Raw genomic sequence first — 18,253 nt, 5'->3', positions numbered from 1 at the left:
TTAAAAGAAAAAGAGGAGGTTATTACTTTGAGTAGAATAAAAATGACAGTAGGACAGGCAATAGTCAAGTTTTTAAACAATCAGTATGTAGAATTTGATGGTATTGAAAATCAATTTGTAGATGGCTTTTTTACAATATTTGGGCATGGAATGGTAGTGGGACTTGGTCAGGCCCTTGCAGAAGATCCCGGACATCTAAAAGTTTATCAGGGACGTAATGAACAGGGTATGGCACATGCAGCCATGAGTTATGCAAAGCAAAACAACAGACGCCGTATAATTGCATGTACGTCTTCAATTGGACCCGGAGCTGCAAATATGATTACTGCGGCACTTACAGCATCAATAAATAATGTTCCTCTGCTTTTGTTTCCATCCGATTCTTTTGCAACGAGACAACCGGATCCAGTTCTGCAGCAGATAGAACAACCTTATGATTTGAGCATTACGACAAATGACTGCTATAAGCCTGTAGTGCGTTACTGGGATAGAATTTCACGTCCCGAGCATCTTATGACTGCACTGATAAATGCTATGCGTGTACTTACAGATGTTAGCAGTACAGGAGCAGTGTGTATTGCACTTCCACAGGACGTACAAGGAGAAAGTTTTGAATTCCCTGATTATTTCTTTAAAAAGAGAATCCATCATATAGCAAGACGACTTGCAGATTCAAAGGAAATTGAAAATGCAGTAGAGTTGATCTCAAAGAGCAGATATCCTCTGTTTATTGGAGGAGGCGGTGTAAGATATTCAGAAGCAGGTGAAGCACTTCAGGAAGTATGCAGAAAATTCAAAATACCATATGCTGAAACTCAGGCAGGTAAAAGTGCTACCCCGTCCTCCAATTCCTTAAATCTTGGCGGAGTCGGTATAACGGGAACTCTGGCTGCAAATACCATAGCTGAAAAGGCAGATCTTGTTGTTGGCATAGGAACCAGATTCAATGATTTTGTAACCTGCTCCAAGGAAGTTTTCAGAAATCCGGATGTAAGGTTTGTTACTATAAACACATCAGAATTTGATGCTGGCAAAATGGATGCTTCAAGAGTTGTAGGAGATGCAAAACTGAATTTGCAGGCTATATGCGAAAAGCTTGAACAAATAAATTACAAACCGTCTTATGGAAAAGATGAGATAGCTCAAATTAAGAAAGAATGGGAAGAAGAGAGAAAATCAGTTTGCAATGCTATTTATACTGGTAAAGATTTCGTACCATGTGTTCCAAGCTGGACACCAGAGATTATAAATGACTACATCAGGGATATCGGAGGAACAATAACGGAATCCAATGGAGTTGGCATTGTTCGTGAAGTTATAGATGATGATGCAATTGTTGTAGCTGCGGCAGGATCGCTTCCAGCTGATCTGGAACGTCTCTGGGTTACAGATGTAAAAGACAGTTACAATATGGAATATGGTGCATCCTGCATGGGCTATGAAATTGCCGGAGCATTAGGATCCAAGCTGGCAGAGCCTTCAAGAGAAGTATATGCATTGGTTGGAGATGGTTCATTCCTCATGCTGAATTCCGAGATTACTACGGCAGTTCAGGAAAATGCCAAAATTACTATAGTTGTATTTGATAATGCAGCATTTGGATGCATCAACAATCTTCAGATGGGAAGCGGCATAGACAGTTTGTGTACTGAATTCCGTTATCGTGATGAAAAAAGTGGGAAAACAGATGGAAAATATATTTACGTAGATTTTGCAAAAGTAGGAGAAGGCTATGGCATGAAGGGCTATACTGCAAAGACACCCCAGGAATTGAGAGCTGCTCTGGAGGATGCCAGGAAACAGACCAAGCCATGCATTATAGATGCCAAGGTACTTCCTAAGACCATGGCGGAGGGTTATAAATCCTGGTGGCATATAGGTGTTGCATCCGTCAGCAAATCTGAAAAGACCAGGGAAGCTTACAAAAATTTGTGTGAAAAACTTAAAAAGGCAAGAATGTATTAATATAATCCAATATTTAGGAGGAAGACCTTATGTTAAAGAGAGAGAATATCAAATTGGGTATTGCACCTATAGCATGGACAGAAGATGATATGCCGGAATGGGGAAAGGAAAACACTTTTCTTCAAACTATTAGTGAGATAGCCTTGTCCGGATATGAGGGGACGGAAATAGGCTGCCAGTTTCCAAGAGATCCTGATATCTTGAATAAAGAGTTTGCCCGCAGGGGAATTTCAGCCATTACTGCATGGTATAGTTCATATCTCACTGAAAAACCCTATGAAGTTAGCGAAAAGGGATTTATCGATCATATGAATTTTCTGAAGGAAATTGGGGCAAAACATGTTGTGGTTTCAGACCAGAGCCATAGTATACAGCACTGCAGCAATATTTTTGTTGGAGAGAAGTATGTCATAACAGATGAGGCTGAATGGAACAAGCTTGCCGAAGGACTTAACAAACTTGGGAAAATAGCTGCAGATAATGGAATGACATTGATTTATCACCATCACATGACAACAGTTGTACAGACAACTTCAGAAATTGACAAGCTTATGGCACTCACAGATCCTAAGTATGTAAGTCTGTTATATGATACTGGACATCTTTATTTCTCAGGAGAAGATCCAATTGCAATTCTTGATAAACATTTTGACAGAATTAAACATGTTCACCTCAAGAATGTACGACCTGATGTGTTGAAGGTATGCAGGGAGAAAAAACTCAGCTTTTTACGTTCTGTGCTGCAGGGAGTGTTTACTGTACCCGGAGATAAAGAAGGCTGCATAGATTATCCTTCCATTTTTAAGATACTGGAGGATAGAAATTACAAAGGCTGGCTGGTTGTTGAGGCAGAACAGAACCCATATAAATACAATCCGCTGGATTATGCGGAAACGGCACGAGCATATATAAAAGAGCAGACTGGTATCTGATATAATTAGTGTAATATTGCGAATATTAAAATAACAAAAATATGGAGGTATATAAAATGAAAAAAGTAAAAATTGGTTCCGCAGGTTTGGGAAGGCTTGGATATGAGCATGCTTGTAATCTTGCAAGTCGTATACCTGGAGCTGAATTGACTGCTATTTGTGATATAGATGAAAAAAGAGTTAATGAAGTAGGAAAAGAATTAAATGTTCCATATACCTATACGGATTTCAAGGAGATGTGCAATAATCCTGAACTGGATGCAGTTGCCATAGTAACTCCGTCTGCCCTCCATACCGGGCAGATTGCCATTGCATTGAACGCAGGCAAGCATGTATTCTGTGAAAAACCGCTTGATACCAATGTAGAGCACTGCAAACAGGCTGAAAAGATAGTAGAGGCGCATAAGGACAAAATATTCATGCTGGGTTTCATGCGTCGTTATGACAAATCCTACCGAAAGGCAAAAGAAAAGATACAAAATGGTGATATTGGAAGAGTTATTCTGGTACGTTCATATACACAGGATCCTATTACTACAATAGAAGGTACGCTGGCATTTGCTCCTCACAGTGGTGGCCAGTTTCTTGATATGTGCGTACATGATATAGATCTGTGCAGATGGTTTACCGGAAGTGAACCTAAAAATATGTGGGGGATCGGTGGATGCTTTGAATTTAAGCAATATCGTCAGTGGAACGATGGAGATAATGTAAGTTGTCTAATCCAGTTTGAAGATGAGACCATGGCTTTTCTGTTTGCAGGAAGAGCTGCAGCACATGGCTGTAATGTAGAAACGGAAATTATTGGTACTCGTGGTACACTTCGTATTGGGTCTGTGGGAACGGACAGTCTGCTTGAAGTATTGAGTGAACATGGCGTATGCCGTGAATGCTATCCGGATTTCCTTGCTCGCTGGCATGAAGCCTATATAGACGAAATGGTGGAATTTGTTAAGTGTGTTCAGGAAAATCATCAGCCTGATGTAACAGTATATGATGGTACGGCTGTATCGAAAATTGCAAACAGATGCAAGGAATCATTTGAAAAAGGTCAGATGCTTCCATATGAAGGCTAGGGAGCATGTATAAAGTAAATTGCAGCTTGCATGGCTGCAATTTGCTGAGATATAAATAATTTGTCCGGGGGGATTTTATTATGGATTTGAAAATAGGAGTTATAGGTACAGGTGGAATCGGACGTGATCATATAAGGCGTTTAACTGATGTAGTTACAGGTGCAAAAGTAGTTGCAGTTTCAGATATAAATGAAGATACAGCTAAAAAAGTTGCACAAAAATATGGAGCAAAATTCTATAAGTCCGGTGAAGAAGTTATCCACAGTGATGAAGTTGATGCTGTTGTAATTACTTCCTGGGACCCTACTCATGCAGGATATGTACTGGAATCCATAAGGCAGGGGAAATACGTATTTTGTGAAAAACCACTTGCAACTACTGCGAAGGAATGTGAAGATATTATTAAAGCTGAGACCAAATTTGGGAAACGTCTTGTGCAGGTCGGATTTATGAGGCGTTTTGACAGAGGATATCGTGCACTGAAACAGACCATAGAAAGTGGAAAACTTGGCAGTCCCTTGATGATTCATGCATGTCACAGAAATCTTACCCATATTCCAAGCCATACTACAGACATGACTATTACAAATTCAGGTATTCATGAGATAGACATATCACACTGGCTGCTAGGTGAAGATTATGAAAGCGGACAGGTACTTACCGTAAAACAAAATAAAAATTCATCAGATAAACTTCTTGATCCGCAGATCATGCTTCTCAAGACAAAGAGTGGTGTGAGAATAGATGTTGAAGTAAATATGTCATCAGGATATGGATATGACATACAATGTGAAGTAGTATGCGAGAAAGGTACAGTAAGACTGCCTGATCCTAATACGGTACTTATGCGTTACAATTGTCAGCGTTCCTATGAAATATACGAGGACTGGTCACAGCGCTTTATAGAAGCCTATGACATAGAATTTCAGGAATGGGTAAATTCAGTTAAAAATAACAGGTTGGCAGGACCTAGTTCCTGGGATGGATATATTGCATGTGTAACTGCTGATTCACTTATTAGGTCGCGTAATGAGGGAAAGGCACAGACAATTAATGTAGGAGAACAGCCTGAATTTTACAAATAGGGGGGATTTATATGAAGCTATTGCAGATAGTACCTGAAATTTATAAGTTTGACAGTACCAAAGAATTTGTAGAATTTTTCAATATCGGTAAAGGTGATCTTATAATCACTAATGAGTTTCTATACAGGCCGTTTTTGGAAAAATATGAAAAGGGGGCATATACTGTATTTCAGGAGAAGTATGGGGCAGGAGAACCATCGGATGAAATGATAAACAGTATAATCCCAAATATAGGGAATGAACGATTTGAAAGAGTGATTGCGCTGGGCGGTGGTACGGTTATAGATATAGCCAAATTACTGAGACTCAGGTATACGAAGGATTCCCTGGATTTATTTGAGGGCAGGATTCCTCTGGTAAAAAATAAAAAGCTGATTATAGTTCCTACAACTTGTGGAACAGGCTCGGAGGTCACCAATGTATCTGTTGCAGAACTCAAATCAAAACATACTAAAAAGGGAATTGCATCAGATCAGCTTTATGCAGATTATGCAGTTCTTATACCTGAAGTTGTGAAGGGGCTGCCATATAAGTTCTTTGTCACAAGTTCCGTAGATGCACTCATACATGCATCTGAATCATATTTATCACCAAAAGCCACACCGTATACGGAGATGTTCAGTACGGAAGCTATAAAATTAATATTGAATGGATATATCAATATACTGGAAAATGATGAAGATTACAGGACAAAGATAATTGACGATTTTGTTCTTGGCAGCAACTATGCAGGCATTGCATTTGGGAATGCCGGTTGTGCAGCTGTACATGCATTATCCTATCCAATAGGGGGAAATTATCATGTACCTCATGGTGAAGCCAATTATCTTTTCTTTACGGAGATATTTAAAACCTATGTTAAGAAAAATCCACATGGGAAAATAAAAAAACTGAATAATATATTATCTGTTATATTGCAATGCAATGAGGAAAGCGTATATGAAAATCTATCAGAAGTTCTGGACAAATTACTTCCTAGAAAGCCTCTCAGAGAATATGGAATGAAAGAAAAGGAGATAGAGATATTTACTGACGAAGTAATAAAGGGACAGCAAAGACTTCTCGTAAATAGCTATGAGCCTTTTTCAAGACAGGATATAATAGATACCTATAAAAAATTATATTAGGGGGTAGCATGAAAATGTTGAAAGTGGGAATTATTGGTGCAGGGAGAATAGGAAAGACACATGGTGAAAGTATAACAAAATACGTGGAAGGTGCGGAAATTAAGGCTATAGCAGATCCATATATGAAAGATGAGCAGAGAAAATGGGCAAAAGAAAAAGGAATACCGAATGTATATACGGACTACAGGAAGATAATTGATGATCCTGAAATAGAAGCGGTCCTGATATGTTCGTCAACTGACACTCATGCAAAAATTTCTATTGAAGCTATAAGGGCACATAAGCATGTTTTCTGTGAGAAGCCAATAGATCATAGTATTTCCAGAATAAAAGAAGTTATCTCTGAACTTCAGAAAAATCCTGGAGTTAAATACCAGGTAGGATTCAATAGGAGATATGATCATAATTTTAGGGCTGTGAAAGAAGCTGTTTCAGAGGGAAAAATAGGGAAACCTCATATATTGAAAATAACTTCCAGAGATCCTGAGCCGCCATCAATAGATTATGTAAAAGTTTCAGGCGGAATATTTATGGATATGACGATACATGACTTTGACATGGTCAGATACCTTATGGACAGTGAAGTAGTGGAAGTTTATGCTTCGGGAAATGTTTTAATAGATAATGCAATAGGTGAGGCTGGAGATGTGGATACTGCAGTTGTAACCTTAAAACTTGAAAGTGGAGCGCTGGCAGTTATAGATAATTCAAGAAAAGCTGTGTATGGGTATGATCAGAGAGCAGAAGTGTTTGGATCAAAAGGCCAGGTTGGAATATCAAATGACTTTAAGTCATCCGCGGTAATATCTACATCGGAAGGTGTTACAGGTGAAAAGCCAATGTTTTTCTTCCTGGAGAGATATATTCAGGCATATGCGGAGGAGATAAGAGAATTTGTAGATGCTATTGTAAATGATGAGAATACACCTGTGAATGCCGATGATGGATTGAAAGCAGTACTCATAGGACTTGCAGCAAAAAAATCTCTTCATGAGAATAGACCTGTCAAGATATCTGAAATTTTATAAAGAACAAGTTGATTTTATATAAAATATAACCTTTGTTTATTCTAAAAATAAATAAAGGTTATATTATCTTAAAAAGGAGTTGAAAGTTGAATGAAATTGGGATTTAATGAAGCAACATGCATGAAAAAATCAAATGTTGAAATGGACTTGAAACTTTGTGAAAAATATGGTTATGATTATATTGAACTTCGTCTTGACATGCTTAAGGAATATTTTAAACATAACACTGTAAAAGATCTGAAAAATTTTTTTGAGACAAGCAGCTTGAAGCCCTTTGCATTGAATTCTATTGAAAACATTAATTTTTGCAGTAAAGCTCAGTGGAAGGAACTTGTTGACTTGTTTACTTTTGGATGTGAAGTTGCAGGGGAAATTGGCAATCCTTATATTGTTGTAGTACCAACGGTAGGTCAGAAGGTATCTGATAGAAATGAGCAGGAGGTTTTTATTGATTCTGTGAATGTATTGAATAAACTTGCAGATATTGCAGAAGCATATGGGGTAAAATTGGCATTTGAACCGATTGGAAACAGGAGGTGGGTTTGTAACAGTATTCGGCAGGCATATGAAATTATAAGTTCAATAAACAGAGACAATGTTGGATTAGTAATAGATTGTATAAATTTTTATTTGAATGATAAATGTGCAGATATTGAATATCTCAGGGAAATTCCTAAAGACAAGATTTTTGTGTTTCATATTAACGACTGCGAAAATCTTCCGCTTGGAATTCTGGATCACTGTCACAGGCTTTTCCCGGGGGATGGTTGTATTCCTATAAATAGAATTATGGACATATTGAAGGAGAAGGGATATGATAAAATTGCTTCTCTGGAATTATTCCGTCCGGAATATTGGAATATGAAACCCGAGGATGTAATACGTATTGGTGCGGAGAAAACAAAAGTATATCTGTAATATATATTTTTAATGGGGGATGATAATTTGATAAAATCAGAAGGATATTTAACGATGACCAAGCAGTTGAATGTAAAAGTGCAGAAAAATATTTTATTGATTGTAGTTGTGATGTTCTGGTTTTCTCAGTATGTTTATATGCCCTATCAAACTCCATATTTGATTTCTATAGGTGTGACTGCCAGTTTTGTGGGTGTAGTTGTTGGAGCTTATGGACTATCCCAGATGCTGCTTCGTATGCCTGTAGGAATAATAGCGGATTTGAGAGGACACCACAGATTTTTTATCATAATAGGTGCTGCTTCCAGTGGACTTGCTTCTCTTTTTAGAATATTTATACCAGATGGTATTGGATTCCTGCTTGGAAGTTTGTTTTCAGGGCTGGCATCAGCCATGTGGATTTCATTTATGGTTCTTTACTCAAATTATTTTAAAAAAGAGGAAATGCAAAAATCCATGGGGACCATTATTGCTGCAAATAATATAGGTATTCTTATAGGTTTTGTATGCGGCTCTTTATTTTATGACAAACTGGGAATGAATTTTTTATGTATACTGAGTCTTATAGCGGCCTTACCTTCTACTATTTTGGGATTTTTTATAAAAGAGCCTACTGTAAATTTCACACCACTGTCTGTGAAACAGCTTGTTACTGTCTATAAAGATAAAAGGCTTATAGGATTTTCCCTGCTTGCACTGATACAACAGGGAGTACTCATGTCCACGGCAATGTCTTTTACCAATCAGGTTGCCAGACAGCTTGGGGCTTCAGGTTTGCAGATTGGCATAAGTTCAATAATATATATATCTGCAGCTGTAATCAGTTCTTATTTTTCAGCTTCAAAATTAGCGTTGAAACAGGGACCGGGGATTTGGATTCCAGGTGTACTTATTTGTATTTGTATATATTGTTTGATTATTCCAAATGTACATTTTGTAATATATATATATTTTGCCCAAATTTTAATTGCAATGTCCACAGGAATTCTTTTTTCCTTCTGTACAAGTGAGGCAATGAAAAATGTAAAACAGGATAGAAAATCAACTGCCATGGGATATTTTCAGGCGATTTATGCGCTTGGTATGACAATATTCCCGGTTTTTACAGGAATTATTGCAAATAATTATAGCATAAGTACTTCCTATTATTTCATGTCATTTATATCTGCAGTCGGATTTTTAGGTGCAGTGTATTTTTATAAATTCAAAATTAGTATATGAGCGATAATTATAGTAAATTATGGGGTGATGGAATATATGAAAATAGCAATTTTGACTAGCGGTGGAGATGCTCCGGGAATGAATGCTACCATAAGGGCGGTAGTAAAATTTGCCTCCTATAAAAAAGCGGAGGTTTTTGGAGTTAAATATGGCTATAAAGGTTTAATAGATGGAGATTTAATAAAACTGGATAATAAAGAGGTGGATGATGTAGCTGAAAGAGGGGGAACAATTCTAAAAACTGCCAGATGCATTGAATTTGTTAAAGAAGAAGGACAGAGAAAAGCTCTAAATACATTGAAAAAATTTCAAATAGGTGGCTTGATTGTAATAGGTGGAGATGGATCATTCAAGGGTGCGGAGAAATTGAGCAGACTTGGTGTTAATACTATAGGACTTCCTGGCACTATAGACAATGACTTGAATTACACGGATTATTGCATAGGCTTTGATACAACTCTCAATACAGTTCTTGAATGTATAAAAAAAATAAAGGATACAGACAGTTCACACGAAAAAACCACTATTGTGGAAGTCATGGGGAGATACTGTGGTGATCTGGCCTTGTATTCTGCTTTTGCGGGAGGAGCTGAGATAATATCTACACCTGAGAATAAGCTGAAACCTGATGATATATGTAAAAAATTGAGTGATAATATCCATAATGGCAAGAAGGACAATATCATAATAGTAACAGAGAGGATGTATGATATAAATGAACTGCAAAAATATATTGAGTGCAAGCTTGACATTAGCATAAGAAGTACAGTATTGGGATTTGTACAGAGAGGGGGAGATCCATCTGCTTTTGACAGAATACTGGCATTTAAAATGGGTATAAAAGCTGTGGATCTATTGATAAATGGTTTTTCAAATAAAGCTGTCGGGATTAGAAACAACAAAATCATATATGTGAATTTTGGTGAGATAAATACTGAAAATAGCGACAAGAAGGAAGATTATAACTTGTTCAGCATATTTTAGGGGATGTCTACAATTATGATAATAGATAAGACAAAAAATAAAAATAACCCCCCTCTGGTTGTTTTTACACTTTCACTTGCTGTTCTCATGTCTTCTATTGATACTAATATTGTAAATATTGCACTTCCTACAATAGAAAAATCACTGAACATAAGTTTTGCCAGTGCCCAGTGGATAGCTGTGGGATATTTGCTTGCAGTCACTTCTCTAATAGTAGGTGTAGGGAGGGCTGGAGATATATTTGGTAAAAGATCTATATTTGCATTGGGAATTGTAATATTTACAGCAGCCTCATTGTTTTGTGGCCTGGCAGATTCCATTTACATGATCATATTATTCAGGATACTTCAGGGAATAGGTGGAGCAGTACTGACTTCATTATCTTTTGCGATTGCAGGTGATCTGATTCCTAAAAATAAACTCGTTCAAAGTATGGGAGTTTTGACATCAATGCTCCCCATAGGAATTGCCCTGGGACCATCAGTTGGCGGTGTACTTATAGGCTTAAGCGGATGGAGGGCTGTTTTCTTTTTTAATGTTCCCATAGGAATTCTAGCGTTTGTTTTAGTTTCAAAATTCCCTGAGATTCCAATAACAGAACATGTGGAGAAATTCGATTTCATAGGGGTATTTATTTTGGCAAGCATACTTGTTTGCTATAATCTGGGTATAACTTTTGCAGAAAATAAGGGCCTGGATACTATAGTTATAATACTTATTGGCAGTGCTGTTTCAGGAATTGCCGTATTTATATTTTATGAAAAAAAGATAGAGTTTCCACTTGTAGAATTGAGTATGTTTAAAAATCCTTTATTTGCTGGAAGTCTTGCTGTAGCCGTACTTCTTTATGCAGTAATTACCGGATCCACTCTTATATTTCCCTTTTATCTTCAACAGGCAATGGGATATTCTACATCCATGTCAGGATTGCTTTTGGCTTCGGGTCCCATTGGATGTGCTATTTTTAGTCCTGTCGCAGGAAAAATTTCTGATTACTTTGGAAATTATAAGGTTATGATGTTTGGAATAGCATTTTTTGCTTTTGGTGCTTTTATGATGTCCAGGCTGGACATTGCTTCAAGTGCAGCTGATTTTTCAGTAACATTTTTCTTCTTTGATGGTAGTATTGCTTTTTTTCAGACTCCAAATAATTCATCCATAATTTCACTGTCCAGACCCGAAAAAAGAGGACTGTCCTCTGGACTTTTAAATTTGTCCCGAAGTATTGGGCAGACAACTGGATCTGCACTTTTGGGTGCAATATTTTATTCTTTTACAGGAACAAAATCGGCGGCAGGATTTAATCCGGTAAATATTAGTGAAGGAATGAGCAATACTTGTTTGGTTTCAGCAGGTATAATGATTTTTGCACTAGTCATTGGGTTCTTCACTATTTTGAATATACGTGGGAAGGTATGAAAATTAGATGAGGAGGTTATGAATTTGGACGAATATTTTATGAAGAATGACTATTGTTCTTTTTTGAGCTGTAAACGTAAACCATATTTATCTGCAGTTTATTTGACTGATGAATTTCATAGTGGAAATTATCCGCGTATGGTACACAATCACCCCAATCATCTGGAACTTTTATATGCATATAAGGGTGAAGGAGAGTACATCATAGGCGATGAACGTTATGTAATTAAGCAGGGAGATCTTGTTATTTTCAATGCTGGTGTTTTACATGGAGAGGATCCGTTCCGATATAGAACACTATGTTCCTACTGTTGTGCATTAACCAGTGTATATTTAAGAGGATTTAAACCAAATCACTTGATTGAATCAGATATATGGCCGATTGTTCATTGTGGAAAATTTGGTGATGATATCAAATGTATCATGAAAATAATTTATTACTTATTTACAAATTCTAAAAGTGAAAGAGATATATGCTCCAGTTTTGCCAGTTCTCTTCTAATGCTTGTATATTTTATAGTTCAGAAAAATACCAATGACAAGGAAGTATTAAAAGAAAAACAATGTAATACATTAGTAAATCGTATTAAAAAATATTTGGATGTAAATTACAATGAAGAAATTAATCTGAATAACATTAGCAAATCTATGAATATAAACCGATATTATTTGGCACATCTTTTCAAGAAATTTACGGGCTATTCACCTATACAGTATGTAAGGTACCGCCGTATTGGTGAAGCACAAAGTCTACTTATGAACACGAAGTTTTCAGTTACAAGGATTGCAAGTCATTTCAGCTATTATAACCCAAGTCATTTTGATGTAATTTTTAAAAAATATGTAGGGATGACACCTAGTCACTACCGTGATTTCTTCGCATATTTTGCATATAGTGAAAATAAAACAGTTTAGAAGGATTCTATTCAGCATGGTACAAAGATACAGATAGTCAAAGCAAGAATATGAAAAATAATTGTGCAGGGGAATGAAAACGGAGGGAGTAAGAGAAAAATCCAGACAAGAAAACGATAACACAGCCAAAGGGATTATATTATAATTAAATCAAGGATAAAGTATTCCATTTTGTTTTTTCAACTGGAAGGTAGCTGATGGGAAAAGAAGCTGTCCTTGAGAATATTTTTAAGAAATTCGGGGAATTGGAAGGAGAGTTATTTATGAAATTAAAAATTGGAGTAATTGGCTGTGGGAGAATTGGAAAGGAACATATTGTGCGTTTAAGTGAACAACTTCAGAATAGTGAAGTTGTTTCAGTCTGTGATACAGTTATGGAGAGTGCCAAAAAGGTTGGAAAAACAATTGGTGCTAAGGTATATGAAAATGATAGACAACTAATTGATGATACTGATGTTGATGCAGTTGTAGTCACTTCTCCGGGTCTTGCACACAAGGAATCTGTGCTGAAGGCAATTGCTTCAGGAAAACCGGTGTTTACTGAAAAGCCGCTGGCTACTTCGGCAGATGACTGCAGAAAAATTATGAAAGCTGAAATGAAAGCCGGAAGAAAATTAGTACAGGTAGGTTTCATGAGACGCTACGATAAAGGATATCGCCAGATTAAAAAAATAATTGATGCTCGCACCTATGGCGATCCTTTGATACTGCATTGTACACACAGAAATCCAGCTGTAGATGAGAGCTATGATACACCGCAAGCAGTTACAGAGACTATGATTCATGAAATTGATGTACTTCATTGGCTGATTAATGATGAATATGAATCTGCTCAAGTTGTTATTCCAAAATCTACGAAAAATACTCATGCTAATCTTAAAGATCCTCAAATTATGATGTTACGCACAAAGACCGGTATTTGTATTGATGTTGAAGTATTTGTAAATTTCAGATTCGGCTATGATATTGAATGTGAAGTTGTTTGTGAAGAAGGTGCTGTTAAAATGCCGGAACCTTCTTTCCCAATGGTTCGTGTAAATGGTACTCGTACAACACCGATTGAAACCGATTGGAAAACTCGCTTTATTGAAGCTTATGATGTTGAATTACAGGAATGGGTAAATTCTACACTGGAGGGTCATGTAAATGGTCCTAATGTATGGGATGGCTATATTGCTTCAATAACGGCAGATGCATTGATTGCTTCACAAACTTCAGGTAAAATCGAGCCGATAATAACAGGACAAATTCCTGAATTCTATAAATAAACAAGTAAGGGGAGATTATAAAATGAGAGAGATTAAAATTGGATTAATTGGTGCAGGCTGGATGGGAAGTTATCATGCGATTGGATTTACCAATATTCGCCGTGCATATGGTGATAGTATCTGCCCGGTATTTGAGATGGTGGCTGATTCCAATGAGAAAACTGCTAAGAAAGCATGTTCGCGTTTTGGATTTAAAAATTTTACCACCGACTGGAAGAAAGTAATTGAAAATCCAGAGATTGAACTGGTGATTATTGCAACTCCAAATAATTTACATGCACCTATAGTTATTGCTGCTGCTAAGGCAGGCAAACATATTATATGTGAAAAGCCCATGGCCAATACTCTTCAAGACAGCAAGGCAATGGCTGAAGCAGTCAAGAAAGCTGGTGTAAAGAGCCTGGTAGATTTTATTTACCGCAAATGTCCAGCTAATGTATATGCTAGAGATATAATTCGTGCTGGGAAATTAGGGGAAATTATAACTTATAGAGGTGAATTTGACTGCTCATATTGTGTGGATCCACTGGTTCCATCCACCTGGAGACAGTATGCTTCTATAGCAGGTACCGGTGTACTTGGTGATTTAACTGCACATGTTATAAGTTTGTCTGATATGCTGGTTGGAAAAGAAGTAGAAGCAGTTTGTGCAATGTGGGAAACAGTTTATCCAACTCGTCCGGAATCGATAAATTCAAGTAAAAGGGTTGTTGTAGATACCGATGATCAGGTTTATGCTTTGATCAAGTATAGCGATGGACATATTGGGCAGATGTCTTCGAGCCGTATTTCGGCAGGTAAGCCTTGTGCACTGGCTTATGAGATACAGGGTACAAAAGGTACTATAAAATTTGATCTGACTCGTATTAATGAAATTAAATTGTATGATGGAAATAAATCAGAAGCAGGTGACAGTGGATTTAAAATTCTAAAAGGCAATGTTGATCATGGTGATTATAAATCATTCTGTGAAACTGATGAATTGGGAATTTCCTATGCAGACGTTATGGGCATTCAGGCCCATGATATGCTGGAGGCAATTGTAAATGATAAAAATATCGACATTGACATTCCTTATGGTTATTATGTAGATCGTGTTATGGCTGCTATGTCTGAGTCAGCCAGGACAGGCAAATGGGTTAAAGTATCTGATTCGGAGGGAGATAGTTATGAAAATTAGAGTTGGGAGTTGTCCGGATTCATGGGGAGTTTGGTTTCCAAAAAATGAGAAGCAGATCCCATGGACACGATGTTTGGATGAAATGGCTGCTGCTGGATATGAAGGTACTGAACTTGGCCCTACTGGTTATCTGCCGACTAGCTACGATGAATTGAAAAAAGCTCTTGACAAAAGAGGACTTGATTTGATTGGTGCGACACTAAGCGGTGATATGTGCTCTAATCAAGGGGTTAGTATTGTAAAAGATACGATTGATTTGCTTGGACCGATTCAAATAAAATTCTCTACAGCAAAATACATGGTATTGTTTACTGACGTATATACGGATTTGAATACTGGAAAACTGATTCATCCTGCAACTATTGGTAATGAGGAATGGAAGCAGTTCTGTGCCAATATTCAGGAGGTTAGTGACTATGCACGTGACAAGTATGGATTAATGGTGGTTTATCATCCTCATGCCCAGACCTATTGTGAAAGTGAAGATGAGATTGAGCATTTGTTGAACGATACTGATGTCATGCTGTGTTTTGATACTGGACATCATGTTTATGGTGGAGGCGATCCTGTTTCTTTTTTCCGTAAACATTACAAACGTATTCCATATCTGCATTTAAAGGATTGCAATCAGAAACTTCGTGACAGAATCAAGAGCGAAGGACTTTCCTTTGTCGAAGCAGTAGGACTTGGATTGATGTGTGAACCTGGTGCAGGTGCTGTAGATTTTGCCGATATGTATAAAGCACTTCAGGAGGTTGACTATGATGGATGGGCTGTTGTGGAACAGGATATGTATCCGTGTTCTTTTGATAAACCTTTTCCAATTGCAAAGAGGACACGTAAATTTCTTGCTGATATCGGTATGAAATAAAAATTATGTATATGGGTATTACAATAGAAAGGAGCGGCAAAGTTAGTTATGAAAAATGCTGATGATATGACAGCCGTAATTTTTAAAGATATAGGTGAATATCAAATTGTGAAAAAACCAATACCTAGGATAATAAAGCCTAAAGATTTATTGGTAAAAGTTTTGATTGCAAGTATTTGTGGAACAGATGTCCATATTTTGGATAATCCGCCTAAAATTCCTGCAGAGAAGGGAATTATATTAGGACATGAGTTTGTAGGTGAAGTTTTGGAGACAGGTTCAGATGTTACAGCATTCAAGGTTGGAGATAGGCTTATCTGCGATAACAACATCCCATGTGATGTATGTCCTATGTGTCTTTCAGGCAATAGGAATTTATGTATGAATATGCACTCCATGGGAGTACATGTTGACGGAATATTTTCACAATATGCAGTGGTTCCTGAAAAAATGTGTGTTGGAATATCTGACGATATTCCCCTGGAAACTGCAATATTTGCAGAACCACTGAATTGTGTTATGGGAGCAATTGATAAAATAAGAATGCTTCCTGGTGAAAATGTATTGGTATTGGGTGGAGGACCAATTGGGCTTTACTTTGCAAAACTGTTAAAAATTAATGGTGCAGCAAAGGTAATTGTTTCTGAGGTTTCAGAATATCGTTCAAAATTTGCCTCACAAATAGGAGCAGACAGGGTTATTAATCCATCAAAGGAAAATTTGTATAAAGAGGTGTTGAGGGAGACTTGTAATATTGGAGCCGATGTTGTTGTTGATGCTGTAGGCACGCTGGTTAATGATGCAATAAATTGTGTAAGGCCAGCCGGTAAGGTAATGATCTTTGGTTTGAATAACAGTATGAGACAAACTGTAAGTGAATATGATATAGCTGCAAAATCCATTCAAATATATGGTAATTTTGTTGGAAACTTTACTTTGTTGTCCACTGCAAAATTGCTTGAAAGTGGTTTGATTGACATTCAAAATCTAATTACCCATAAATTATCCCTTACACAATTTGGCGCTGGAATGGAAGCTATGAGAAAAGGAAAAGCAATGGAAGTAGTTCTTTATCCTTTTGATTTAACTTGAATATGAGAGGAGCAATGAAAAGATGAAGCAAATTAAAATTGGTATTATCGGCGGTGGATGGATGGGAACAACACATGCGCGGGCGTATAACAATGTTAGACAGCATTATGGCCTGGATGTTGTTCCGATATTGGAGTTAATTGTAGATACTTGTGAAGAACAGGCAGAAAGAGTTTGCAGACAATATGGATTTAACAGATGGAGCACGGAAGTTAAAGATATATTCAATGATCCATCTATTGATTTGATTGTAATTACAACACCTAATAAATATCATGTACCTTTATTGATTGAAGCAGCTAAAACTGGCAAGGCGATATTTTGTGAGAAACCAATGGGTATGAATGCCGGAGAAGCAAAAAAAGCACTGGATGCTGTTAACAGATATAATAACATTACTATGTGTGGATTCATTTACATTAATAATCCAATGGTTGTTTATGCCAGAGAGCTTATGGAGTCTGGAAAATTAGGGAAGGTGATATCTTTCAGAGGAGAATATGACATGGATTACTGTGCAGGGAAAGATATTCCTCACACATGGAGACAGTACGATGCTGTTTCTGGTGCTCTTGGTGATATTGGGGCGCACATGTTGAGTATTTCTAATTTTTTAGTAGGAGAAATCGATGAAGTATGTGCAAAAACGCAAATTGTTTATAAACAGAGGAAAAAGTCGAAAGATTCAAATGAAATGTTGCCAGTAGAAAATGATGACGAAGTAAATGCAATTTATACTTTTAAAAATGGTTGCCTTGGCACACTTGTTTCCAGCCGTGTGGCACCTGGAAATAAAGTGGGTGAACGTTTTGAGGTGCAGCTGACGAAAGGCGCTATTCGTTTTGATCAGGAAAGAATGAATGAGCTGGAAGTGTATGATCACAGTGCTCCACCTGAAAATCAGGGATTTAAGTTGATTCGTGCAATGCCGCTGCATGGAGAGTATGGAATATTTTGTACACAGGCTGGACTAGGTATCAGTTATATCGATTTAATGACAATTCAAGCTCATAAAATGCTAAAAGCAGTTTCAGAAAATAAAAAAATAAGACCTGATGTTGAAGATGCATATAAAATAAACGTTTTAATAGATGCCATGCTGAAATCAGACCGTGAGCATAGATGGGTCAAGGTTTCAGAGTGCGAGTAACTGTTAAAGATCTTTAAAGGGG

The 18,253-nt window shown here is 37.1% G+C and carries 16 protein-coding genes; all 16 read left to right on the top strand.

Annotation, left to right across the window (positions count from 1 at the left end; all coding sequences use genetic code 11):
- Window positions 1–27 precede the first annotated feature (27 nt).
- The 16 genes from iolD (at window position 28) to LKE46_RS11090 (ending at window position 18,231) form a co-directional block, all read left to right on the top strand.
- Window positions 28–1,965: a 3D-(3,5/4)-trihydroxycyclohexane-1,2-dione acylhydrolase (decyclizing) gene (gene iolD, locus LKE46_RS11165; protein ID WP_291722006.1), complete on the top strand. Its 1,938-nt coding sequence runs from the start codon at window positions 28–30 to the stop codon at window positions 1,963–1,965.
- Between the two features lie 29 nt (window positions 1,966–1,994).
- Window positions 1,995–2,897, top strand: coding sequence for a myo-inosose-2 dehydratase (gene iolE / locus LKE46_RS11160; RefSeq protein ID WP_291722003.1), 903 nt, complete (start codon window positions 1,995–1,997; stop codon window positions 2,895–2,897).
- Window positions 2,898–2,953: 56 nt separating this feature from the next.
- Window positions 2,954–3,973 (top strand): Gfo/Idh/MocA family oxidoreductase, encoded by a 1,020-nt coding sequence (locus tag LKE46_RS11155; protein WP_291722000.1) that lies wholly within the window; start codon window positions 2,954–2,956, stop codon window positions 3,971–3,973.
- An 80-nt stretch (window positions 3,974–4,053) separates the two neighbouring features.
- Window positions 4,054–5,058: a Gfo/Idh/MocA family protein gene (locus LKE46_RS11150; protein ID WP_291721998.1), complete on the top strand. Its 1,005-nt coding sequence runs from the start codon at window positions 4,054–4,056 to the stop codon at window positions 5,056–5,058.
- 11 nt (window positions 5,059–5,069) lie between these two features.
- Entirely contained in the window at window positions 5,070–6,185 is a 1,116-nt protein-coding gene (locus LKE46_RS11145) for a 4-hydroxybutyrate dehydrogenase (RefSeq protein ID WP_291721996.1), read from the top strand.
- Window positions 6,186–6,199: 14 nt separating this feature from the next.
- On the top strand, window positions 6,200–7,213 hold the full coding sequence (gene iolG, locus LKE46_RS11140; protein ID WP_291721994.1) for an inositol 2-dehydrogenase: 1,014 nt from the start codon (window positions 6,200–6,202) through the stop codon (window positions 7,211–7,213).
- Between the two features lie 90 nt (window positions 7,214–7,303).
- A complete protein-coding gene (locus tag LKE46_RS11135) occupies window positions 7,304–8,131 on the top strand; it encodes a sugar phosphate isomerase/epimerase family protein (protein WP_291721992.1) in 828 nt (275 codons plus the stop codon).
- Between the two features lie 27 nt (window positions 8,132–8,158).
- Window positions 8,159–9,352: an MFS transporter gene (locus LKE46_RS11130; RefSeq protein WP_291721990.1), complete on the top strand. Its 1,194-nt coding sequence runs from the start codon at window positions 8,159–8,161 to the stop codon at window positions 9,350–9,352.
- 36 nt (window positions 9,353–9,388) lie between these two features.
- Window positions 9,389–10,336, top strand: a complete 948-nt coding sequence (gene pfkA / locus LKE46_RS11125) for a 6-phosphofructokinase (protein WP_291721988.1) — start codon at window positions 9,389–9,391, stop codon at window positions 10,334–10,336.
- 15 nt (window positions 10,337–10,351) lie between these two features.
- Complete coding sequence (locus tag LKE46_RS11120) at window positions 10,352–11,755, top strand: MFS transporter (protein WP_291721986.1); 1,404 nt, start codon at window positions 10,352–10,354, stop codon at window positions 11,753–11,755.
- Between the two features lie 24 nt (window positions 11,756–11,779).
- Window positions 11,780–12,670: an AraC family transcriptional regulator gene (locus LKE46_RS11115; RefSeq protein WP_291721984.1), complete on the top strand. Its 891-nt coding sequence runs from the start codon at window positions 11,780–11,782 to the stop codon at window positions 12,668–12,670.
- A 197-nt stretch (window positions 12,671–12,867) separates the two neighbouring features.
- On the top strand, window positions 12,868–13,938 hold the full coding sequence (locus tag LKE46_RS11110) for a Gfo/Idh/MocA family protein (protein ID WP_291721982.1): 1,071 nt from the start codon (window positions 12,868–12,870) through the stop codon (window positions 13,936–13,938).
- A gap of 22 nt (window positions 13,939–13,960) precedes the next feature.
- Window positions 13,961–15,118 (top strand): Gfo/Idh/MocA family protein, encoded by a 1,158-nt coding sequence (locus LKE46_RS11105; RefSeq protein ID WP_291721980.1) that lies wholly within the window; start codon window positions 13,961–13,963, stop codon window positions 15,116–15,118.
- A complete protein-coding gene (locus LKE46_RS11100; RefSeq protein WP_291721978.1) occupies window positions 15,108–15,989 on the top strand; it encodes a sugar phosphate isomerase/epimerase family protein in 882 nt (293 codons plus the stop codon). Before LKE46_RS11105 ends, LKE46_RS11100 begins: the two co-directional genes overlap by 11 nt.
- A 48-nt stretch (window positions 15,990–16,037) precedes the next feature.
- Window positions 16,038–17,081, top strand: a complete 1,044-nt coding sequence (locus LKE46_RS11095) for an alcohol dehydrogenase catalytic domain-containing protein (protein WP_291721976.1) — start codon at window positions 16,038–16,040, stop codon at window positions 17,079–17,081.
- Between the two features lie 22 nt (window positions 17,082–17,103).
- Window positions 17,104–18,231, top strand: a complete 1,128-nt coding sequence (locus tag LKE46_RS11090) for a Gfo/Idh/MocA family protein (RefSeq protein ID WP_291721975.1) — start codon at window positions 17,104–17,106, stop codon at window positions 18,229–18,231.
- Window positions 18,232–18,253: the final 22 nt, after the last annotated feature.

It is taken from the genome of Clostridium sp., from assembly GCF_022482905.1.
Lineage (GTDB): Bacteria > Bacillota > Clostridia > Clostridiales > Clostridiaceae > Clostridium_B.
Note: the sequence above shows the minus strand (reverse complement) of the source record. Positions and strands in the feature narration are given on the sequence as shown.